The organism is Amycolatopsis sp. NBRC 101858 (genome assembly GCF_030269325.1).
Classification (GTDB): domain Bacteria; phylum Actinomycetota; class Actinomycetes; order Mycobacteriales; family Pseudonocardiaceae; genus Amycolatopsis; species Amycolatopsis ponsaeliensis.
In genome coordinates, this window is the sequence record NZ_BSTD01000004.1 from 471,679 (window position 1) to 493,435 (window position 21,757).

Here is a 21,757-nt window from a genome sequence, read left to right on the forward strand (position 1 = left end):
GACGTTGCTGGCCGCGCGATGTCGCTCGCTCCGGCCGGGCGAGTCTTGCCCAAGGCCGCCGGCGCGGGCGAACCGCTCACACGGTCGGCAGCTCCTCCGCCGTCGTCAGCTCGAAGACCGTCTCCTGGTGGTACACCTCGCCCGGGCGGAGCACCGTGCTCGGGAAGTCCGGGCGGTTCGGCGAGTCCGGGAAATGCTGGGCCTCCAGCGCGAACCCCGCGCCGGGACTACCCAGGTAGTTGCCCGAATAGAACTGCAGCCCCGGCTCGGTCGTCCACATCGTCAGCAGCCGGCCGGACGTCGGCTCCCATGCCCGGGCCGCGAACGGTGCTCCCTCGTCGAGGACCCAGTTGTGGTCGTAACCGCCACCGATCGCCAGCTGGGGGTCAGGAGCCGACACGCGGGCGCCGATCGGGGTCGGGACGCGGAAGTCGAACGGTGTCCCCTCGACCGGCGCCGGGTCGCCCGCCGGGATCAGGTCCTCGTCGGTCGGGCAGTAAGAACTGCCGGCGATCGACAGCGTGTGGTCGTGCACCGTGCCGCCGCCCGCCAGGTTCCAGTACGTGTGGTTGGTCAGGTTGACCACCGTCGGCGCGTCCGTGGTCGCGCGGTACGTGATGTGCAGCCGCGAGTCGAGGCGGTACGTCACCTCCGCCGTGAGCCGGCCGGGGTAGCCCTGGTCGCCGTCCGGGCTGACCAGCTTGAGCCGGACGCCGTCGCGGACCGGGGTTGCCGACCACACCCGCGTGTCGAACCCCTCCGGGCCGCCGTGCAGGCTGTTCTTCCCGTCGTTCACCGGCACCCGGTGCAGGACGCCGTCGAGGGTGAACGCGCCGCCGGCGATCCGGTTGGCGAACCGGCCGATCACCGCGCCGAGGAAGACCCGCGGGGCGCCGGGCCGGTTGTTCGCGACGTACCCGTCGAGGTCGGGGTACCCCAGGACGACGTCGGCCCGCCGCCCGGAACGGTCCGGGGCTTCCACCGACTGGATGACGCCGCCGTAGTCGAGCACCCGGACGGTGAGCCCGCCGGGCCGGGACAGCGTGTACCGGTGGACGTCGGTGCCGCCGGCGCGCCCGAACAGCTCCCGGGTGAGTTCGGTGCGCGTCATCGGCGAGCCTCCCTGTTAGCGCTAACAGGATGCGGGAGACGGCGCCGCGCGGTCAAGGGTCAGTGCTCGCCCGGCGGCGGCGTGCCCAGCAGCTGGTGCGCCCGCAGGGCCAGCTGGATCTCCAGCCGCTGCGCCGGATCCGCCAGCCGGTCGCCGAAGAGGTCGCTCAGCTGGCTCACGCGGTAGCGGACCGTCTGCGGGTGCACGCCCAGCGCCTGCGCGATGTCCGGCGTGTTCCCGTTGTGCTCCAGCCAGCTCAGCAACGTCTCCGCCAGCCGGACCTGCTGCTTCACCGTCAGGCCCGCGAACGGCGCCAGGGTCTTCGCCGACAGCTGGTCGAGCAGGAACCGGTCCAGCAGCAGCCAGTGCGTCGCCAGGTGGTCGGCCGTGTGCGTCACCGCGTGGTCGCCGACCAGCCCGCGGCGGACCAGGTCGAGCGTGCGGCGCGCCCACAGCGCCGACGTCGCCGCGTCGGCCGGCCGGACCCGCGGGCCGACGGCCGCGCGCCAGCCCGGCAGCCGGCCTTCGAGACCGCGCAGGTCGCGGTCCGGGTTCGGGGTCAGCAGGCAGGGCTCGGTGCCTTCGAGGTCGAGCAGGACGTCGTCGGCGACCTGCGGGGCCGGCGTCAGGTGCTGGTCGCTGCGCGGGTCGAGCGCGACGACCGTGACCCACTCCGGCATGGTCCACTTCGCGGCCTCGGCCATCGTGGCGATCGTCGCCGGGGACGACGGCGGGCTGGCCAGGAGGAGTTCGAGCAGCCGGCGGCGACGGCGTTCGAGCGTGCCGGTCGCCATCGCCTGCGCCAGCGTGTACCCCTCGACCGAGTACGACGAAATCTCTTCCACGTAAGCGAAAATCGCCTCGGCGCCGACGCACAGCACGGCCGACGGGAAGCGGTGGGCCTGGCCCAGCTCGGCGAAGTAGCGCCACGCCGCGCGCCCGCCCGCGCGGTAGGCGGCCTGCAGCGAGTTCAGGCTGCCGCCGTCGTGGTGAACGCGTTTTCCGACCTCCCGGAACAACTTCGGCCAGTCGTCCTCTGTGGACGGTAGCGCGTCGATGCTGTCGATGCAGCTGAGCACGGCCCGCTCGATCGCCAGCACGATCATCTTGCCGAACTCGCCTTCGAGGGGCTTGGCGTACTCGGGCACGGCCCGCTGGATCTCTTCGAGGATCCGCCGGGACAGGGGATCGGCGTGCGGCCGGAACCGCCGCGCCAGCTCGGTCGGCAGCGAGCACCACAGCTGGTGCGCCCGGCCGGTGCCACGGGGGTGCGGGACGCTGATCGTCCGGGTCATGGCCACCCCTTTTCCGCATCGTCGCGAAGGTCATGTACGCACACGAAAACGAGATTGGCAACCGCCCGGACCGGGTTCTGTCACGCGGGGACCAACGGGCGCGCGCGATTTTGTCACCCGTCCGACAAGCGGCGGAACACTCACGGCCGCAAGGGTTTCCGGAATGCGATTTGTGCGCCCGGCCCGTATCTTCGCGGCCCATTCCGTAGTTAGCGTGATCAGCATGACGGGCGTCGTTTCGTGGTGCTTCCGCTACTCCGGCGTGGTCGCCGCGGTGTGGCTGACGGCGCTGGCCGGGCTCGTCGCCGCCGTGCTGCACACCGGGGCGGACTTCCGCGACACGGTCGACCTGCCCGCCGCGGACAGCACCGCCGCGGCCCGGCTGCTGCAGGCCACCGGCACCGAAGAACGCGTCGTCGTCCGCGCGCCCAACAGCCCGGTCGACACCGGCACCGGCCGCGCCCGGCTCGACGCGTTCGCCGCCCGGCTGGCGGCGCTCCCGCACGTCGTGGCCGTCGGACCGCCGCCCGGCCGGGTGTCGGACGACCACCGGACGGCGGTCCTGCCCGTCCGGTTCGACGCGCCGGCCGCCGACCTCGGCCAGGACACCGCGGACGCCTTCGCGGCCGTCGTCCGGGACGCCGGCGACCTCACCGCCGGGGCGTCGGGGGAGCTGGCCGCGATGACGGCCGCCGCGCCGGACCTGGGCAACGCCGCGATCGGCCTGCTCGCCGCGGCCCTGGTGCTGCTGGTGACGTTCCGCTCGGCGGCGTGCGTCCTGCTCCCGGTCCTCACCGCGTCGGTGTCGGTCGGCTGCGCGCTCGCCGTCGTGACACTGGTGTCGCACGTAATGACCCTCCCGAAGATCAGCACCGAGATCGCCGCCCTGCTGGGCCTCGGGGTCGGCGTGGACTACGCGCTGTTCGTGCTCACGCGCTACCGGCAGGGCCGCCGCGAAGGCGCGGAACCCGCGGCTGCGCTGGCCGTCGCGGCGGCTACGTCGGGCCGCAGCGTCGTCTTCGCCGGCCTCACCGTGTGCGTCTCGCTGGCCGGAATGCTGACCGTCGGCCTGCCGTTCCTCGACGGGATCGCCGTCGCCGCCGCGGTTTCCGTGCTGCTCACCGCGGCCGCCGCGCTGACCCTGCTGCCCGCGCTGCTGCGGCCGGTGGCCACGCGGATGCGGATCCCGGCGGAGGGGAGCGGCCGCCGCTGGGCCCGCCTCGCGCGGGCGGTGACCGGGCGGCCGGGCCCGTGGACGCTCGCCGCGCTGCTGGTCGTGGCCGTGCTCGCGCTGCCGATGACCGGGCTCCGGCTCGGCGTCCCGGACGCCGCCCTCGACCCGCCCGGCAGTATCACGCGGACCGCCGCCGAGCTCTCCCACGACGCCTTCGGCCCGGGCGCCGGCGCTCCGCTGCTGGTCGTGGGCTCGGGCGACCCGTCGCTGGGCACGCTCCGCGAGGCGCTGCTCGCCCGGGCCGACGTCGGCCCGCCGACCACCCTCCCCGGCGGCCGCTGGGTGCTGACGGTCGTCCCGCGCACCGCACCCGACGACCCGGCGACCGGCGAGCTGCTGACGTGGACCCGGACGATGGCCACGACCGTCGGCGGCCCGGACACGCACGTCGGCGGGCCGGTCGCGGCCCGGGCCGACTTCTCCGCGGCCATCACCACGCGGTTGCCGCTGTTCCTCTTCAGCGTCGTCGGCATCTCGGTGCTGCTGCTCGCCTGGGTGTTCCGCAGCGTGCTGATCCCGCTGACGGCGGCGGTGATGAACCTGCTGACCGCGGCCGCGACGACGGGCGCGGTCGTGGTCGCCTTCGGCGGCCCGATCGAGCCGTACCTGCCGGTGTTCCTGTTCGCCGGGCTGTTCGGCCTGTCGATGGACTACGAGGTCTTCCTCATCGCGCGCATCCAGGAGGCGTGGCGCCGCCGCCGCGACACCCGGGCCGCGATCGTCGACGGCATCGCGGCGACCGGCCGGACCATCACCGCGGCCGCGCTGATCATGGCGCTGGTGTTCGTGGCGTTCGCCTTCGTGGACGCCCGCGTCGTGCGGGAAGCCGGAGCCGGGCTGACCGTCGCCGTGCTCCTCGACGCGGTCGTCGTCCGGTGCGTCCTCGTCCCGGCCGTGATGGCGTGGCTCGGCGAAGCCAACTGGTGGTTCCCGCGGCGCGCCCCGGCCGCCCGCGAACTGGTGGGGAGCGCGCGGTGACGCGGCGGACGCTGGTGCTGATCGCGCTCGGCGCGTTCGTCACGACCCTCGACAACACCATCGTCGCGGCCGGCGCACCCTCGATCGCCCGCGACCTCGGGCTGGACCTCGGGACGCTGCAGTGGGTCGCCCTCGGCTACATGCTCCCGTTCGCCGGCCTGCTGCTGGTGGCGGGCACCCTCATCGACCGCTGGGGCCGCCGTGCGACGCTGCCGGCGGGGCTGCTCGCGTTCGGGCTCGGCGCGGCCGCCGGCGGTCTGGCCGGCTCGGTGGGCCTGCTCGTCGCCGCCCGGGTGCTGCAAGGCGCGGCCGCCGCGTTCCTCGTGCCCGGCCTGCTGAGCCTGCTGCGGTCGAACCTCGACGCGCGCGGCCGGACGCTCGGCGCCGCCGTGTGGACCGCGTGCCTGGCCGCCGCGCTCGCGCTGGGCCCGGCACTCGGCGGGCTGCTGAGCGAATACCTGGGCTGGGCCTGGATCTTCTTCGTCAACCTCCCGTTCGTGGCAGCGATGCTCGTCCTGCTGCCGGGGACCGTGCCGGCGGGGCGCGAGCCACCCGGTCCGCGGCCGGCCGTCGGGGCGATGGTCGTCGTGACGGCGAGCCTGGTCCTGCTCACCGCGGCGCTCGTCTCGTGGGGCGACGACCCCCGCGCCGGCGCCGCACTGCTGATCTCCGGTGCCGCGCTCGGTGCGGGGTTCGTGCTCCGGGAACGCCGGGCGCGGGAACGGCTGGTGCCGGCCGACCTGACCGGAAACCGGGTGTTCGCCGGTTCGCTCGCCGTGCAAGTGCTGTGGGGACTCGGGATCTCGGGCATCGTCTTCTTCACGCCCCTGCTGCACCAGGAGTTCCTCGGTCTCGACCCGGTCCGGGCGGGGTTGCCGCTGGCGCTGGTCGCGGTCGCGGTGGTGGCCGCGACGCCGCCGGTCCCGTGGGCGGTGGCCCGGTTCGGTCCTCATCGGACGGTCGCGGCCGGGCTCGCCGTGGTGGCCTGCGGGTTGCTCGCGCTCGCCGCCGTGAACCACGTCCCGGCCGTTCTTCCGCGGCTGCCCGGGCTGGTGCTCATCGGGGCCGGCTCGGCGTTCACGACACCGTTGACGTCGCACGCGCTGGACGTCGTCGCCGAACGGCGGTCCGGCACGGCGTCCGGGCTGCTCACGGCGTCCCGGGAGCTGTCGAGTGCGCTGGGCGTCGCGCTGATCGGCGCTGTCCTGACGGCGGTACGGACAGTGCGGCTCGACGTGGGCGTGACGGCGGGCTCGGCGCTGGCCGCCGGGTACACCGCCGGCCTCCTCGTCGCGGCCGGCCTGACGTTCGCCGGTGCGCTGCTGTCCGTGCGCGTGCTGCGGAGCCGGTCCGCCGTGACCTCGTCGCCGCGTGACAAACGCGCGGTGCCGTAATGCGCGTGCCGGTGAGCATCGGAATTCGCTTGATTGACAACCGCCCGGGAGCAGCTATTCACTGCGCCGGTAAACGCTATCTGCGAGGAGCCATGGAAACCATTTCCCAGCCGGTTCCCGTCACCGGGGAAACCACCGACGACCGCGCCTCGCTGGCGACCCTGCTGGCCCGGTGGGCGCGGGTGCTCGGCGACGAGATCGCCGTGACCCACCTGGACCACCGCGCCGCGGCGGACGGCCGCGCCGTCACGCTCACCTGGCGGCAGCTCGACGAGCGGGTCGGCGCGGTTGCCGCACGGTTGAGCGGAATCGCGGTTGCGGGGGACCGGGCGGCGGTGCTCGCCGGGCAGTCCGTGGACTACGTCGTCGCGTTCCTCGGCGCGATCCGGGCGGGGCTGGTCGCCGTGCCGCTGTTCGCACCCGGCCTGCCCGGCCACGCGGGCCGGCTGGCCGCGACGTTCGCCGACTGCGCCCCGCGGGTCGTGCTCACCACGACCGGGGAAATCGAGGCGGTCGAGACGTTTCTCGCCGATTCGGGGACGCGGCCGGCGGTGGTCGCCGTCGATTCCCTGGCACCGGCCGAACCGCGGGAATGGCCGGCACCGGATCCCGGTGCCACGGCGTACCTGCAATACACGTCGGGCTCCACCCGCTCGCCCGCCGGGGTTGTGCTGACCCACGGCAACGTGCTGGCCAACGCCCGTCAGGCGTGCACCGCCTACGGCGCGGAAAGCCGGACCACCTCGACGGTCAGCTGGCTTCCGCTCTTCCACGACATGGGGCTGGTCCTCGGCATCGCCGCGCCGATGGTCGCCGGCATGGCGTCGGTGCTGATGGACCCGCTGGCCTTCCTCGAACGGCCGTCCCGGTGGCTGCGCGCGCTCTCGGCCAGCCCCGGCGCGATCAGCGCGGCGCCCAACTTCGCCTACGCGTACTGCGCTTCCCGGGTGTCCGAGGCCGAAAAGAGCTACCTGGAGCTGAGCCGGGTCGTCTCGCTGGCCAACGGCAGCGAACCGGTGCTGCCGGCGACGATCGCGAAGTTCGAAGACGCGTTCGCCGAGTGCGGGCTGCGGCCGGAGGTCCACCGGTCGGCCTACGGCCTGGCCGAGGCCACCGTGTTCGTCTCCGTGTCCGGCGCCGGAGAACCGGCCCGGCAGGTCACGTTCGACCGGGACCGGCTGGCCGCCGGCTTCGCGGTGCCGGCCACATCCGGTTCGACGCTTGTTTCGTGCGGCCACCCGGCCGGGCAGCGGGTGCGGATCGCCGACCCCGGCACCGGCGAAGCTCTCGAACCCGGTGCGGTCGGCGAGATCCGGGTGAGCGGCCCGAACGTCGGCCGCGGCTATTGGGGCCGGGAGTCGTCCGGGACTTTCGGCCTGCCGCCGCTCGACCCGGACACCGGCGAAGGCTGGCTGGCGACCGGGGACCTCGGTGTGGTCTTCGAGGGCGAGCTGTACGTCACCGGCCGGCTGAAGGACCTGGTCGTCGTCGACGGCCGCAACCACTACCCGCAGGACATCGAGCAGACGGTCGAGCAGCAGGCGGGCGTCCGGCCGCACTCGGCCGCCGTCTTCGCGATCGGCACCGACGACGGGGAAGCCGCGGTCGTCGCACTGGAACGCGCCAAGAAATCCGACCTCGGCGCCGCCGAGGTGACGGCCGCGGTGCGAGCGGCCGTGTCCGCCGGGCACGGCCTGCGCCTGCACGACGTCGTCGTCCTGGCGCCCGGGGAGGTGCCGCGGACCTCCAGCGGCAAGATCAGCCGGGCGCACTCCCGGCTGTCCTACTCGGCCGGATCGCTCGACGGGCGGCGGCTCGGATGACCACGACGGACGCGGTGCGCGCGTGGCTCCTCGCCCGGCTCGGCCCGGTGGACCCCGACCGGCCGTTGCAGGAGACGGGACTGTCCTCACGGGACGCGACGGTCCTCGCGGCCGATCTCGGGCGGTTCGTCGGCCGTCCCCTGGACGTGACGCTCGTCTGGCAGTACCCGACGGTCACCGCGCTGTCCGCGCATCTGTCCACAGGGGACTCTTCCGTGGCCACGGTGCCGACCCCGCACGTGGAGGAACCGATCGCGGTCATCGGCCTCGGGTGCCGGCTGCCGGGCGGGATCGACTCGCCGGAGGCGTTCTGGCGCTTCCTCGACGCCGGCGGTGACGGTATCGGCGAGGTCCCGGAGGGCCGCTGGGAGACGTTCGCGCCCGAGGCGGATCTCGCGGGGCTGCCGATGCGGGGCGGGTTCCTCGACGACGTCGCCGGGTTCGACGCGGAGTTCTTCGGCATCACCCCGCGCGAGGCCGAAGCGATGGACCCGCAGCAGCGGATCCTCCTGGAGGTGGCCTGGGCGGCGCTGGAGCACGCCGGGATCCCGCCGTCCGGGCTGCGCGGCAGCCGGACCGGCGTGTTCGTCGGGCTGTCGGCCACCGAATACGGCTCGCTGACGATGACCGACGTCGCGGGTGTCGACGTCTGGTCGGGCACGGGCGCGGCGGCGAGCATCGCGGCCAACCGGCTGTCGTACCTGCTCGACCTGCGCGGGCCGAGTCTCACGCTCGACACGGCGTGTTCGTCGTCGCTGGTCGCGGTGCACCAGGCGATGCAGAGCCTCCGCCGCGGCGAGAGTGAGCTCGCGCTGGCCGCCGGGGTGAACGTGCTGCTGTCGCCCGGCATCACCGCGGGCTTCCACCGCGCCGGGGTGCTGGCCGCGGACGGGCACTGCAAGCCGTTCGACGCGGGTGCCGACGGCATCGCCCGCGGCGAGGGGTGCGGAGTGGTCGTGCTGAAGCCGCTGCGGGCGGCTCGTCGCGCGGGTGACCGGGTGCTGGCGGTGCTGCGCGGCAGCGCGGTGAACTCCGACGGCCGGTCCAACGGCATGACGGCACCCAACCCGCTGGCGCAGGCCGACTTACTGCGCTCGGCGTACGCGTTTTCGGGCGTCGATCCGTCCAGTGTGGACTACGTCGAGGCGCACGGGACGGGCACGCCGTTGGGGGATCCGCTGGAGGCCGGCGCGCTGGCGGCGGTGCTCGGGCGCGAACCGGACCGTCCGCTGCTGCTGGGATCGGTGAAGAGCAACTTGGGCCACCTCGAAGGGGCGGCGGGCATCGCGGGGCTGCTGAAGGTGGTGCTGGCGATGACGCACCGGCGGCTCCCGCCGAGCCTGCACTTCCGCGAGCCGAACCCGCACATCGACTTCACGGGGCTGCAGGTGGTGAGCGCGAGCACGGAGTGGCCGCGTTATCCGGGGACGGCGCGAGCGGGGGTATCGGCCTTCGGCTTCGGCGGGACGAACGCACACGTGGTGCTCGAGGAGTGGCCGGCGGCGTCGTTCCCGGTGCGGGCGGCCGAGGTTGCGGGACCGGAAGTGTTCGCGCTTTCGGCCCGGTCGGAGGAAGTGCTGCGGGCGCGGGCGGGTGAGCTGGCGGAGTGGGTCGAGGGGTCGGAGGTGCCGCTGAGCGCGGTGGCCTCGACGCTGGCCCACGGACGCGAGCACTTGCCGGTGCGCGGCGCGGTGGTGGGGGAGAGCCGCGCCGAGGTGGTGGCGGGGTTGCGCGAGCTGGCCGCGGGCCGCGGTCTGACGGGCGATGTTCGGGGCGCGGGCGTGGGCGGTACTCGTGGAGTTGGTGGGTCGGTGTCCGATTGCGGCCTCACGGGCGGTGCTCGCGGGGCCGTCGAGTCGGTAGCCGGTCACGGCGAGGGCCGCGGCATCACGGGTGAGATGGCTGCCGGTCCCGGCGTGGTGTTCGTCTTCTCCGGGTACGGCTCCCAGTGGTCCGGCATGGGCCGCCGGTTCCTGCGCTCCGAACCCGCCTTCCGCGCCGAGGTCGATGCGCTCGATCCCGTCTTCCGGGCCGAGACCGGGTCGTCCCTGCGCGACCTCCTCGACCGCGAACCCGAGGATCTCGCCGCCACCCAGCTCGCTCTCTTCGGCATGCAGCTCGCGCTGGCCGGGCTCTGGCGGGCCCACGGCGTCACCCCCGCCGCCGTCCTCGGCCACTCCATGGGCGAGGTCACCGCGGCCGTCGTTGCCGGGGCGCTCGATGTCGGCGACGGCCTGCGGGTCATGGCCACCCGGGCGCGGCTGCTCGCCGAACTCGACCGGAGCGGGGACGGCGCCATGGCCGTCGTCGAACTTTCGCCGCAGGAACTGGCCGAGTTCCCCGAGGTCACCGTCGCCGTGTATGCCTCGCCCACCCAGTGCACCGTCAGCGGCGCCGCGGACCAGGTCGACGCCCTCGTCGAGCACGCCGAACGCCTGGGGCGGCTCGCCCGGCGGCTCCCCGTCGGCGGGGCCGGGCACTCCGCCGCCGTCGATGCCGTGCTCGGCCGCTTCCGGGCCGACCTCGAACTCCAGCCCGGAGAGCCGGAAATACCCTGCTACACCACCGTTCTCGACGATCCCGAAGAGACACCGGCCTTCGACGTCGACTACTGGGCCGCGAACCTGCGCCGTCCGGTGCGGTTCAGCCAAGCCCTCGCCGCCGCCGCGAAGAACGGGCACACCGTGTTCGTCGAAGTGTCGCCGCACCCGGTCGCCCTCGCCGCCGTCGAGCAGACAACCGGTGCCCAGGCCCTGCCGTCGGCGAGCCGGCGGATCGACGAACGGACGGCGTTCCTCACCAGCCTCGCCCGGCTGCACGTCGGCGGCCGCCCCGGCGCGCTGGCCGCCCGGCCGCGGACGACCCCGGTCGACCTGCCCGGCCCGGTCTGGCGGCACGAGCGGTTCTGGCCGAAGCGCCGGGCCCAGGTCCACGGCGGCCACCCGCTGCTGGGTGTCCACATCGACCACCCGGAAGGCCACCTCTGGCGCGGCGACGTCGGCACGGAGACCCTGCCCTGGCTCGCCGATCACACCGTCCGGGGGACGCCCGTGTTCCCCGCCACCGGCTTCCTCGAACTGGCGCTCGCCGCCGCGCGCACCGGGCGGATCCGCGACCTCGAACTGCGGGAAGTCCTCACCCTCGACGCGCACACCGAGGTGACGACCAGCCTCACCGGCACCGAGTTCGGCGTCCACGCGAAGTCCGCGCAAGGCGACTGGGTGCGCCACGCCACGGCCCGGATCGAGACCGGCGGCACACCGTCGGCGCCGTTCGGCGAGGTCGACGGCGAGCCCTTGGACCTGTACCGCGTCCTGACCGAGCTGGGCCAGGACTACGGCCCGGCCTTCCGCGGCCTGCGTCGCGTCCGTACCGCCGAAGGAAAAGCCTCGGCGTCGATCGCCCCGCCCGACGCCGACCACCGCGCCTACCTGCTGCACCCCGCCCTCGCCGACGCCTGCCTGCACGCGCTCGCGGCGGCCGTCGGGGACGCGGACGCCCTCTACCTGCCGCTCACGATCGGCGAGGTGGTGCTCGCCGGTGAACCACGAAACGGCGTGCGCGTGGACGCCGTCCTGACCTCGAAGGACCCGTCCGGTGACGGCTTGCTCGGCAGCGTCCAGCTCGTCGACGCCGACGACGTCGTCCTGGTCGAGTTCCGCGACGTCTACTGCCGCCGGTTCCGCGACGCGGCCCTGAACCGGCTGCTCTACGAAGCCGCCTGGCAACCCGCCGACCTGCCCGCCGGGGAACGGGACGGCCGCTGGATCGTGCTGTCCGAAGTGGACGACGACCTCGCCACCGCCCGGCTCGGCGACCGAAGCGCCCTCACGAAGCTTCTGCGCGAGGGCGGCGCGACCGCGGTCGTGGTCCTTCCGGCCGGGGAAGCCACCCCAGACCCCGAGCGGGCCGCGCGGCTGGTCGGGACCCTGTCCGGGGTCGTCGCCGAACTGGCCGAGATGACGGTGCCGCCGCGGTTGTGGCTGGTCACGGCCGGGGCGCAGAGCGTCGAGCCCGGTGAGCACGGCGACCCCGACCTGGCCGCGCTGCGCGGATTCGTCCGCGTGCTCGCCTTCGAACACCCGGAACTGCGGGTGAGCGCGGTCGACTTCGACGCCGGCCCGGACCCGGCCCGGCTGTGGGTCGGCCAGCTGCGCGACGAGGTCCACGCCGACGGGCCGGACGACGAGGTCGCCTGGCGCGAAGGCGTCCGGCACGTGCGGCGGCTGGTCCGGCCCGAGCCCGGCGATGCGGTGCGTGAGCCGGTCCGCGACGGCGCCTACGTCATCACCGGCGGGCTCGGCGGCCTCGGCCTGGTCGCGGCGCGGTGGCTGGCCGGACGCGGCGCGACGCGGGTGGTGTTGAACAGCCGCCACGCGAGCCCGGTACCGGACCTGGGGATCGACGTCCGCGTCGTCGCCGGCGACATCGCCCAGCCCGGCACGGCCGAGGCCCTGGTGGCGGCGGCCGTCGACGGCGGCGTGCCGCTGCGCGGGGTGCTGCACGCCGCCGGCGTCCTGGCCGACGGCGCCGCGATCGGCCTGGACGCCGATGCCCTCGACGCCGTCTGGCGGCCGAAGGCGCTGGGTGCCTGGCGGCTGCACCAGGCGACCGCCGGGCACGACCTCGACTGGTGGCTCGTGTATTCGTCGGCCGCCGCGCTGTTCGGCTCGCCCGGCCAAGCCGCCTACGCGACAGCGAATGCGTGGGCCGACGCCCTGGTCACGTGGCGCCGGGCCCAGGGCCTCCCGGCGGCGACGATCGAGTGGGGCGCCTGGGGCGAGGTCGGCGCCGCGGCCGGGTCGCGCAACCCGGTGCTCGAGCCGCTCGGCACCGAGGAAGCGCTGTCGGCATTGGACGTCGTCCTCGCCCGAGATCGTGCTGCGACCGGCGTGGCCCGCGTCAGCGCCGAAACCGTGCTGGAGCTGTTCCCGCGGCTGGCCGACCGGCCGTTCTTCGGGTTGTTCGCGCCGCGCACCGGACCGTCCACTTGGGACGGTATGAGCGCCCTTCGGGCCGGAACACCCGAAAACGCGCGAAAAGCGATCGCCGACCACCTGGCCGGGCTCGTCGCGGGCCTGCTGGGCTACGCCGAGGTCGGCCGGGACGTGCCGCTCACCCGGCTCGGGCTCGATTCGCTGTCGGCGATGCGCGCGCGGGGTGCGGTGGAACGCGACTTCGGCCTGCCGCTGCCGATCCCGCTGCTCCTGCGCGGCGCCAGCCTGGCCGAGCTCGCCGGTCACCTCGCCGAGCAGGCCGGCTTCGGACCGGCGAAAGCCGGGCCGGTCACCGCCGGGCCGCGCGATCCCGCCGAGCGGTGGGTCGCCCGCCACTGGCGGGCCGAGCTGGGCGGCCCGGAACCCGGCGTGCACGACGACTTCTTCGCCGTGGGCGGCGATCCCGAACGCGCCCGGCGGCTGCGGGCGGTGTTCGCGGAGCAGCTGGGCGCGGTGCCCGCGGTGGAACGGCTGTTCGCGACGCCGACGGTCGCGGCGATGGCCGACCTGCTGCGCGCGGAGCTGGAAGGCCACGGCGGCGGCCCGGTGCGGCTGCTGCGTGACGGCGTCGGCGACCCGGTGTTCCTGTTCCACCCGGCCGGCGGCCCGACGAGCGTGTACCGCGAGCTGGTCCGGCTGCTGCCGGAGGGGCACCCGGTGTACGGGTTCGAGCGGATTGACGACGAGGACACGGTCGAGGCCAAGGCCGCGTGCTACGTCGAGCTGATCCGGGAGATCCAGCCGCAGGGCCCGTACCGCCTGGGCGGCTGGTCGTTCGGCGGCTGCCTGGCGTACGAGACGGCGCGGCGGCTCGACGGGCCGGTCGACCTCGTCGTCCTGATCGACACGATCCTGCCGCTGCCCGCGCCCGGGAAGCCGGCCGACCTGCTGCTGGACCGCTTCGACCGCTTCGCCGAGCACGTGTCGAAGACCTACGGCGTCCCGTTCGCGATCCCGCGCGACGAGCTGGCCGGATTGGACGAAGACGCCCAGATCCGCCGGGTCCTCGACCGGCTGACCGAGCAGGTGCCCGACCTCGGCGCCGGCGTCCTGCGCCACCAGTACGAGTCCTATGTGGACGCCCGGGTGGCCGAACGCTACACACCGGAGCGGTACGACGGGCGCGTCCTGTTGCTGCGGGCGCAGGATCCGCATCCGCTGACGACCACTTTGGACCCGCGGTACCTGCGCACCGACGACACCCTGGGCTGGGACGAGTACTGCTCCGCCCTCGAAGTGGCCCGCGTCCCGGGCGACCACGTGTCGATGATCGACCCGCCGCACGTGAGCGCGCTGGCGGCGGAACTGGCGGCCCGGCTCGGCGTGGGGGTGCGGTGATGGACGAGCTCACGCCGACGACGGCGTTCCGGATCGCCGACCTCGCGGCCAGGCAGGACGAAGCCGTCCGGATCGCCGAGAAGCGCGCTGTCGACCGGCAGCACGCCAAGGGGAAGCTCACCGCCCGCGAGCGGATCGGGCTGCTGCTCGACCCCGGTTCCTTCGTCGAGCTCGACCAGTTCGCGCGGCACCGGTGCGGCGAGTTCGGGATGGACGCCAACCGGCCCTACGGCGACGGCGTCGTCACCGGGCACGGGACCGTCGACGGCCGGCAGATCTGCGTCTTCTCCCAGGACTTCACCGTCTTCGGCGGCAGCATGGGCGAGGTCTCCGGCGAGAAGGTCCTCAAGGTGATGGACCTGGCCCTGTCACTCGGCTGCCCGGTCGTCGGGATCAACGACTCCGGCGGCGCGCGCATCCAGGAAGGCGTCGTCTCGCTGGCGTACTACGCCGAGCTCGGCCGGCGCAACGCCCACGCCTCCGGGGTGGTCCCGCAGATCTCGATGATCATGGGCCCGTGCGCCGGCGGGGCCGTCTACGCGCCGGCCATCACCGACTTCACTGTGATGGTCGACGAGACCTCGCACATGTTCGTCACCGGGCCGGACGTCGTGCACGCCGTCACCGGCGAGCGGGTCACGGCGCAGGAACTGGGCGGCGCGGCCGTGCAGAGCGAGGTCGCCGGCAACGCCCACCACCGGGCCGCCGACGAGCAGGACGCCATCGAATGGGTGCAGACGCTGCTCGCCTACCTGCCCGCCAACAACCTCGACCCCGTCCCGGAGTACGCCGACGACACCAGCGCCGTCGTCACCCCGGCCGACCTGGAGCTCGACCGGCTGGTGCCCGACTCGCCGAACCAGACCTACGACATGGCCGAGCTGATCACCGCACTGGTCGACGACGGCGAGTTCACCGAGGTGCACAGCGCCTTCGCGGCCAACATGATCTGCGCGTTCGGCCGGGTCGAGGGCCGTACGGTCGGCATCGTGGCCAACCAGCCACGCCACCAGGCCGGCGTGCTCGACATCGACGCGTCGGAGAAGGCCGCGCGGTTCGTGCGCTTCTGCGACGCCTTCTCGATCCCGCTGCTGACCTTGGCCGACGTCCCCGGCTACCTGCCGGGCAGCGACCAGGAACGAGGCGGTATCATCCGCCGCGGCGCCAAGCTGATCTACGCCTACTCCGAAGCCACCGTGCCGAAGGTGACCGTGGTCGTCCGCAAGGCCTACGGCGGCGGCTACGCGGTGATGGGCTCCAAGCACCTCGGCGCCGACGTGTGCCTGGCCTGGCCGACCGCGGAGATCGCCGTGATGGGCGCGGAGGGCGCGGTGCAGGTGCTCTACCGCCGCGAGCTGGCCGAGCTCCCGCCGGAGCGGCGGGCCGCGGCGCGACGACGGCTCACCGAGGAGTACCGCAAGCGCCACACCGGCCCGTACCTGGCCGCCGAGCGCGGCTACGTCGACCAGGTCGTGGCGCCGTCGCAGACCCGGCTACAGGTCGCGCGGGCCCTGCGGACGCTGCGCACCAAACGCCAGACCCTGCCGGCGAAGAAACACGGAAACATCCCCCTGTGAAGGAGACTTCGATGAGAGCCACCCTGCTGATGCTGGCCGTCGTGGTCCTGCTCGCCAGTGGTGTCACCGCCGCCCAGGCGAGTCCCGCCGTGGCCGACGACGGCGCGAAGGTCGTCCAGGAGACCTGGCTCGACGCCCGGACCGTCGACCTGAAGATCGACTCACCGGCCCTGGGCACCACCGGGATGGTCCGGCTGATCGTGCCGACCGGGTGGGCCGCGCAGCCGACGCGGACGTGGCCGGTGCTGTTCCTGCTGCACGGTTGCTGCGAGCCCGTCGACTACAAGTCGTGGGACCAGTTCACCGATGTGAAGGCGTTCACCGCGAACAAGGACGCGCTCGTCGTGATGCCGACGGACGGCCCGGCCGGGATGTACACGAAGTGGTGGAACTTCGGGTTGTCGAGCAAGCCCGACTGGGACACCTTCCACACCGCGGAGGTCCGCCAGATCGTCGAACGCGGGTACCACGGCGGCACGCGCCGGGCGATCGCCGGGCTGTCGATCGGCGGCTACGGCGCGTTCGCATACGCGTTCCAGCACAAGGGGATGTTCGCCGCGGCGGCGTCCTACAGCGGCGTGCCGAACACGCTCTACCCCGGGATCCCGGTCTGGATCATCGGCATCCTGGCCCGCGCCGGGATCTTCAACTACCTCAACCTCTGGGGCGACTCCTTCGGGATGCAGCCGATCTGGTCGGCGCACAACCCCTACGACCACGTCCAGGACCTGCGCGGCGTGGCGCTCTACCTTTCCTGCGGCAACGGGCAGACCGGGCCGCTCGACCCACCGGGGCAGTCCGACGTGCTGGAACCGTCGGCGCTGCTGTCGTCGCAGAGCTTCACCGACAAGCTGCGGCAGGCCGGCATCCCGGCGACCGTCGACTACTACGGCCCGGGCACGCACAGCTGGCCGTACTGGCAGCGGGCCCTGCACAACTCGTGGCCGGTGCTCGCCGGCGCGCTCGGCCTCCCGGCCTGAGCGCATTCCCTTTCCCCGATGGAGGTTGTGGTGAAGTCTGTCCCGTTGCGACGCGTGCTGTCCGCGCTCGTCGGCGTCTCCCTGGCGGCGCTGGGAGTCGTCGCCGCGAGCCCGCCCGCCGGCGCGGTCGCGGCGCCGATCCTGCCCGGCCCGTTCGACGACTCGTTCTACACGCCGCCGTCGCCGCTGCCGGCCGGGAAGCCCGGTGACGTCCTGCGCTGGCGGCCGACAGTGCCGCTGCTGAACGCCGCCAACGCCGACGCCTGGCAGGTCATGTACCTCTCGACCAACGCCCAGGGCCGGCCGGACGCGGTCACCGGGACCGTCCTGGTGCCGAAGGGCAAGGACCCGGCGCGGGCGCCGATCGTCGGCTACGCGGTCGGCACGCAGGGCCCGGCGTTCAAGTGCACGGCGTCCAAGGCGATGGAACGCGGGACGCTGTACGACCAGCCCGCCATCAACGACTCACTGTCCAGCGGCTACGCCGTCGCGGTGACCGACTACGAGGGCTACTCGCCGACGACCGTGCCGACGTACATCACCGGGCAGTCCATGGGCCCGGCCGTCATCGATTCGGTGCGGGCGGCGCAGAACCTGCCGTCGGCGCGGCTGGCGAAATCGGCGAAGGTGATCTTCCAGGGGTACTCGCAGGGCGGCGGCGGATCGATGTGGGCGGGGGAGAAGCAGCCCGCCTACGCGCCGGAGCTGAACGTGGTGGGTGTCGTCGCGGGCGGCGTGCCCGCCGACCTGACCGAGGTCGCCAAGGGACTCGACGGCTACATCGGGTTCGGGTTCCTGGCGTTCGCCGCGGTCGGGCTCGATGCCGCCTACCCGGATCTGAAGCTCGATTCCTTCCTCAACGCCACCGGGCGCCAGCAATTGGGTGACGCCAAGAAGAACGCCTGCGTCGCGGAACTGCTGCTCGATTATTCGTTCAAGAAGATCAGCGACTACACGACGACGAACCCGTTGAGCACGCCGCAGTGGCAGGCTCGGCTGGCGCAGAACAAGCTGGGCGCGAACCCGCCCCGGGTGCCGGTGTTCCAGTACCACGCGAGCACCGACGAGATCGTCAACACGCCGCAGGCCGAGGCGCTGCACCGGGCGTACTGCGCGGCGGGTGTCCGTGAACAGTGGCAGACGTACATTTCCGACCACGCCACGGGAATCCTGGCCGGGAACGGGGATGCCCACCAGTGGATCGTGAAGCGCTTCACCGGTGAGCAGGCCCCGTCCAACTGCTGAGTGTCAGACCTTGCTCGCGGCGAAGGCGGCGGCGTCGGAGGCGTCGCCGCCATAGCTCAAGTGGGCCAGGATGTTCGCGCCGCCGGACTGGCAGACCGGGTCGCCGTCGGCGCAGTAGTCCTTGGTCCGGCTCTGGTACGGCCCGGTCACCTGCCTGCCGATCGCGCGGATCGGGTTGCCGAACAGCAGGATCGCCGCGATCCGCGGGGCCAGCTCCGCCGGGATGGTCGCGACGATCGGGCCGCCGACCAGCGCGCCGTCGCTGCTGACGCCGATCGAGTTGTCGACGACGTTGGCGCCCTGCGAGTAGCCGACCAGCACGAACCGCTGCTGCGGGCAGGCCGCGGCCTGCGCTTTGACGTGGTTCACCAGGTCGGTGTTGCCCTTCTGCACCGACGCGGGCTCGCCCAGGTCGGCCGGGTAGTTCACGGGATAGCCGCTCAGCGAGCGGGGCCGCAGCGAGTTCTGTAGCGCTTGGTAGACGGGGTCGCCGACGATGAGGCCGTAGGTGCCGGGCTCGAACGTGCCGCGGGCGATCGGCACGTCGATGTCGGTGCAGGGCGCGGCCGACGCGACCGGCGCGGTGGCCACGGCGAGCCCGGCCGCGGCGAGGCCGACCGTGATGGCGGAAGAAAGCAGACGACTCATGGCTGATCACACCTCTGCTGGGAAACCGGAATGTCCGCAAACGCTTTCTCGAATTGCGGGCAAAGGCAAGAGCGGTTTTCCGCCGGTGTGAATAATTGTTCAGCCGGTGACAATCAGTCCGATGTGGACGCTCAGGTGACGCTCTGCCCGGCCTCGACGTGGTCCAGCAGCGCGGGGTCGAGGTTGCGCAGGGCGGCCATGACGAACCCGGTGGCCAGCTCGCCGGCCGCGATCGGGTCGACGCCGGGGGAGTGGGAGACGTGCATCGCCGCCCGGCCGACGAGGCCGACCATCATCGCGGCGAGCAGGTCCGCGCCGGGGCCCGGGGTGCGGCCGTGGGCGAGCAGGTGCTCCCGGATCCGGTCGACGACGTGCGTGGTGACGGTGTCGGCGAGGGCGCGGCGCTCGTCCGACATCTCGTCGACGGCGGAGTCGAACAGCATCCGGAAGCCGGCCGGGTGGGCGCCCGCGTAGCTGAACATGGCCATCACGGCGAGCCGGACGCGTTCTTCGAGGGGGCTCGTGCTCTTCGTTTCGTACGCGGTGAGCACCCAGGTGCGCACCGCGGCGACCTCGCGCGTCACGGTGGCGCGGAACAGGGCCGCCTTGTCGCCGAAATGCGCGTACAGCGTCGGTTTGGTGGAGTCGGCGCGCTCGGCGATCAGGCCCATGGTGGCCTGGGCGTACCCGCGTTCGGCGAACACCGCGCGGGCGGCGTCGAGCAGCTCGTCGTCGGTGGGCCGGGCGGCCGGGCTCCGGCGGGTGCTGGATCGATCAGGGAAACGCGGCCGGCTCATAGCGGTGTACTGTACGGTCTCGCTGCTTTACCGCTCGGTAAAGCTCACCCGCCCCCGTGGAGGGAACCTGGTGTCCGGCGACGGTGCTCGGCAGCAAGTCCCGGTGACGCGAGAAGTGCTCGGACGGACGGAACTCGCCACCCTCATGCGTCCGGCGGTCCCGGCGCTGGTGGACTGGATCGTCCGGGAGGTGTGGCGCGAGGTCCCGGTGTACGCCCGGCACGGCAGCGTGACCCGCCACGGCGTCGAGTGCGCGGTGGCGCTCTTCGTCGACCTGGTCGAGGATCCGCTCGCGCCCCGGGACCGGCTGTACGAGACGTGCCGCCGCCTCGGCGCGGGCGAGGCGCACGAGGGCCGGACGCTCGACGACCTCCAGGTGGCGTACCGGGTCGGCACGCGCGCGGGCTGGCGCTGGATCATGCGCCTGGGCCGGCGGCACCGGCTGCCGTCGGCGGTGATGGCGAGCCTGGCGGAGATGCTGTTCGGCTACGCGGACGAGCTGGCGCGGATGTCGATCCGCGGGCACCGCGAGGCGCAGGCGGAGCTCGACGGCACGCGGGCGGGCCTGCGCCGTCGCCTGCTGCGGCTGGTGACCGGTCCGGTGGCGGTGACGGACGTGGTCCTCGCCGAGCTCGCGGTGGCGGCCGGCTGGCCGGTCCCCGGCGAGGTGGCGGCGGTGGTGCTGGAGTCCGCGGTCGCGCCGTGCTGGGAGCTCGACGTCCTGGCGGACCTCGAGGCGCCGCAGCCGTACCTGCTGGTGCCGGCCCCGGTGGACGCGCGGTTCTTCGCCGCGCTCGGCGTCCGGGCCGCGGTGGGCCCGCCGGTCTCCCCGACGGCCGCGGCGCATTCCCTGCGCTGGGCCCGGACGACGCTGCGCCTGGTGGGCGACGGCGCCCTGCCGGACGCGCCGGTGACGTGGTGCGCGCAGCACCTGACGACGCTGTGGCTGCTCTCCGACTCGCCGCTGACCGACCAGGTGGCCCGGCAGGAACTCGCCCCGCTGGACGGGTTCCCGGACCGCACCCGGCGGCGGCTCGGCGAGACTTTGCTGTCGTGGCTGGAAAACGGCGGCAACTCGGAGAAGATCGCGATCGACCTGTCGGTGCACCCGCAGACGGTGCGCTACCGCGTGCGCCAGCTGAAGCAGGCGTTCGGCGACCGGCTGGACGATCCCGAGGCGCGGTTCGCGATGCAGGCGGCGTTGCGCGCGTCCGTGCTGCGTTCCCGTGGTGCCTGACCGTCAAGCCGACCGGAAGAGCAGCAGGCCGTTCACGCTCAGCGTGCCCGCGGCCGGTGAGCCGGTGGTCAGTGCTCGCGTGAGCCGGATTCCCGGCGCCCCGGCTGCCAGGGTGTGGCCGTCCCATGAGGCCGGTTCCGGCGCGCCCGGTGCGAGCAGGGTCAGGTGAAGGGGCACGGACAGGACGGGTTCGGCTCGCACCGTCACCGTCAGGTCGTGGGTGCCGGGCCGAGGGGACGGCACTCCCGCCCAGGACACCGACAGCGGCCCGAACCGGATCGGTCCGGGCCCGGACGGGCGGATCTCCAGCCGGCCGGTGGTGACCAGGCGATCTTCGGCGCCGGCCTCTTCGGGTTCCAGGAAGTCCACGACCGGCTCGGGAACGCGGCCGGCACCGAGGGCTTCGGCGAGGTCACGGGCCTCGGCGAGCAGGCCGAGAGCGAGGTCGGACACCTCCGACGCCGCGTCCAGGATTTCTTCCGACAGCTCGGTGAGCCGCTCCTCGCGCCGGGACCGGGGGACTCGCCGGCCCGACTGCGCGAGCCGCTCTCGCGCGCGTTCGTAGACTTCGGGGCCCACCAAGGGCATCGCGGCGACCAGCGCCTCGAACGCGGATTTGTGCAGCAGGCCCAAGGCCGTGCGGGCCACCTCGGGGCGGCCGAGGGCGAGGGCGCACAGCACCAGGTACCGTTCGGCCACCGCGACCTGCAACGGGGACCGCGCCGAGGCGCCGGCGTCCCGGAACAGGTCCCGCGCCCGGCCCGGCTCGTCGGCCCGGGCGCGCGGGCCGGTGGTCGCACCCGCGTCGAGCAGAGTGCGCAGACCGGCGCCGACCGCGGCCGAATACCGTTGCTCCAGCACCTGGTCGAGCCGGCCTTCGATCCCGGCGAGTTTCTCGGCGAGCCGGTCTTCGCTGGCCGAGAGGGCACCGACCAGCTCGGCGGACAGGCTGCCGAGCTCCTGGTTGCCGGTGAGGGCGCCGATCACGCCGGAAACTCCGTACTTCGCGGCGATCATCGTGATCGCGGTCAGCGGCTCCACCCGGCACAGCCTGGAGATGCACGGCGGACGGCGTCCGCGAAACCGCGAAGGCCCTCCTCGCC

General features: G+C 73.5%; 13 protein-coding genes. 8 read left to right on the top strand and 5 right to left on the bottom strand.

The features are described from left to right. Positions 1 to 76: 76 nt before the first annotated feature. Together QSK39_RS30970 and QSK39_RS30975 are read right to left on the bottom strand one after the other, a co-directional pair. Positions 77 to 1,111 (bottom strand): aldose epimerase family protein, encoded by a 1,035-nt coding sequence (locus QSK39_RS30970; protein ID WP_285481381.1) that lies wholly within the window; start codon positions 1,109 to 1,111, stop codon positions 77 to 79. Between the two features lie 59 nt (positions 1,112 to 1,170). Further along, positions 1,171 to 2,406 (bottom strand): PucR family transcriptional regulator, encoded by a 1,236-nt coding sequence (locus QSK39_RS30975; protein WP_285481382.1) that lies wholly within the window; start codon positions 2,404 to 2,406, stop codon positions 1,171 to 1,173. A 223-nt stretch (positions 2,407 to 2,629) separates the two neighbouring features. Here QSK39_RS30975 and QSK39_RS30980 point away from each other — a divergent pair, with 223 nt between their 5' ends. From QSK39_RS30980 to QSK39_RS31010, 7 genes are all read left to right on the top strand, one after another. Next, the gene (locus QSK39_RS30980; RefSeq protein ID WP_285481383.1) at positions 2,630 to 4,618 is read left to right on the top strand and encodes an MMPL family transporter; all 1,989 of its coding nucleotides are present in this window, start codon (positions 2,630 to 2,632) and stop codon (positions 4,616 to 4,618) included. After that, the gene (locus QSK39_RS30985; protein ID WP_285481384.1) at positions 4,615 to 6,012 is read left to right on the top strand and encodes an MFS transporter; all 1,398 of its coding nucleotides are present in this window, start codon (positions 4,615 to 4,617) and stop codon (positions 6,010 to 6,012) included. The genes QSK39_RS30980 and QSK39_RS30985 overlap by 4 nt, the downstream gene beginning before the upstream one ends. A 92-nt stretch (positions 6,013 to 6,104) precedes the next feature. Further along, positions 6,105 to 7,835, top strand: a complete 1,731-nt coding sequence (locus tag QSK39_RS30990) for a fatty acyl-AMP ligase (RefSeq protein ID WP_285481385.1) — start codon at positions 6,105 to 6,107, stop codon at positions 7,833 to 7,835. Beyond that, entirely contained in the window at positions 7,832 to 14,170 is a 6,339-nt protein-coding gene (locus QSK39_RS30995) for a type I polyketide synthase (RefSeq protein WP_285481386.1), read from the top strand. The genes QSK39_RS30990 and QSK39_RS30995 overlap by 4 nt, the downstream gene beginning before the upstream one ends. After that, positions 14,170 to 15,747 (top strand): acyl-CoA carboxylase subunit beta, encoded by a 1,578-nt coding sequence (locus QSK39_RS31000; protein WP_285481387.1) that lies wholly within the window; start codon positions 14,170 to 14,172, stop codon positions 15,745 to 15,747. Before QSK39_RS30995 ends, QSK39_RS31000 begins: the two co-directional genes overlap by 1 nt. 11 nt (positions 15,748 to 15,758) lie before the next feature. Further along, positions 15,759 to 16,727, top strand: a complete 969-nt coding sequence (locus tag QSK39_RS31005) for an alpha/beta hydrolase (RefSeq protein WP_285481388.1) — start codon at positions 15,759 to 15,761, stop codon at positions 16,725 to 16,727. Positions 16,728 to 16,757: 30 nt separating this feature from the next. After that, positions 16,758 to 17,972 (top strand): lipase family protein, encoded by a 1,215-nt coding sequence (locus QSK39_RS31010; protein WP_285481389.1) that lies wholly within the window; start codon positions 16,758 to 16,760, stop codon positions 17,970 to 17,972. Between the two features lie 3 nt (positions 17,973 to 17,975). Here QSK39_RS31010 and QSK39_RS31015 read toward each other — a convergent pair whose 3' ends face one another. After that, the gene (locus QSK39_RS31015; protein WP_285481390.1) at positions 17,976 to 18,620 is read right to left on the bottom strand and encodes a cutinase family protein; all 645 of its coding nucleotides are present in this window, start codon (positions 18,618 to 18,620) and stop codon (positions 17,976 to 17,978) included. Between the two features lie 131 nt (positions 18,621 to 18,751). Next, positions 18,752 to 19,417 carry a TetR/AcrR family transcriptional regulator gene (locus QSK39_RS31020; protein WP_285481391.1) on the bottom strand — a complete coding sequence of 222 codons (666 nt, stop codon included), beginning with the start codon at positions 19,415 to 19,417 and terminating at the stop codon, positions 18,752 to 18,754. 103 nt (positions 19,418 to 19,520) lie between these two features. Between QSK39_RS31020 and QSK39_RS31025 the strand changes: the two genes are divergently transcribed. Then, the gene (locus QSK39_RS31025; protein WP_285481392.1) at positions 19,521 to 20,654 is read left to right on the top strand and encodes a PucR family transcriptional regulator; all 1,134 of its coding nucleotides are present in this window, start codon (positions 19,521 to 19,523) and stop codon (positions 20,652 to 20,654) included. A 3-nt stretch (positions 20,655 to 20,657) separates the two neighbouring features. On the opposite strand, the gene QSK39_RS31030 is transcribed toward QSK39_RS31025, so the two are convergent. Beyond that, complete coding sequence (locus QSK39_RS31030; RefSeq protein WP_285481393.1) at positions 20,658 to 21,695, bottom strand: hypothetical protein; 1,038 nt, start codon at positions 21,693 to 21,695, stop codon at positions 20,658 to 20,660. Between the last annotated feature and the right edge of the window lie 62 nt (positions 21,696 to 21,757).

Excerpts from the sequence above, each read along its gene's own strand:
- QSK39_RS30970 (WP_285481381.1), bottom strand. The coding sequence starts at position 1,111 with ATGACGCGCACCGAACTCACCCGGGAGCTGTTCGGGCGCGCCGGCGGC.
- QSK39_RS30975 (WP_285481382.1), bottom strand. The coding sequence starts at position 2,406 with ATGACCCGGACGATCAGCGTCCCGCACCCCCGTGGCACCGGCCGGGCG.
- QSK39_RS31015 (WP_285481390.1), bottom strand. The coding sequence starts at position 18,620 with ATGAGTCGTCTGCTTTCTTCCGCCATCACGGTCGGCCTCGCCGCGGCC.
- QSK39_RS31000 (WP_285481387.1), top strand. The coding sequence starts at position 14,170 with ATGGACGAGCTCACGCCGACGACGGCGTTCCGGATCGCCGACCTCGCG.
- QSK39_RS30995 (WP_285481386.1), top strand. The coding sequence starts at position 7,832 with ATGACCACGACGGACGCGGTGCGCGCGTGGCTCCTCGCCCGGCTCGGC.
- QSK39_RS30980 (WP_285481383.1), top strand. The coding sequence starts at position 2,630 with ATGACGGGCGTCGTTTCGTGGTGCTTCCGCTACTCCGGCGTGGTCGCC.
- QSK39_RS31020 (WP_285481391.1), bottom strand. The coding sequence starts at position 19,417 with ATGAGCCGGCCGCGTTTCCCTGATCGATCCAGCACCCGCCGGAGCCCG.
- QSK39_RS30990 (WP_285481385.1), top strand. The coding sequence starts at position 6,105 with ATGGAAACCATTTCCCAGCCGGTTCCCGTCACCGGGGAAACCACCGAC.
- QSK39_RS31005 (WP_285481388.1), top strand. The coding sequence starts at position 15,759 with ATGAGAGCCACCCTGCTGATGCTGGCCGTCGTGGTCCTGCTCGCCAGT.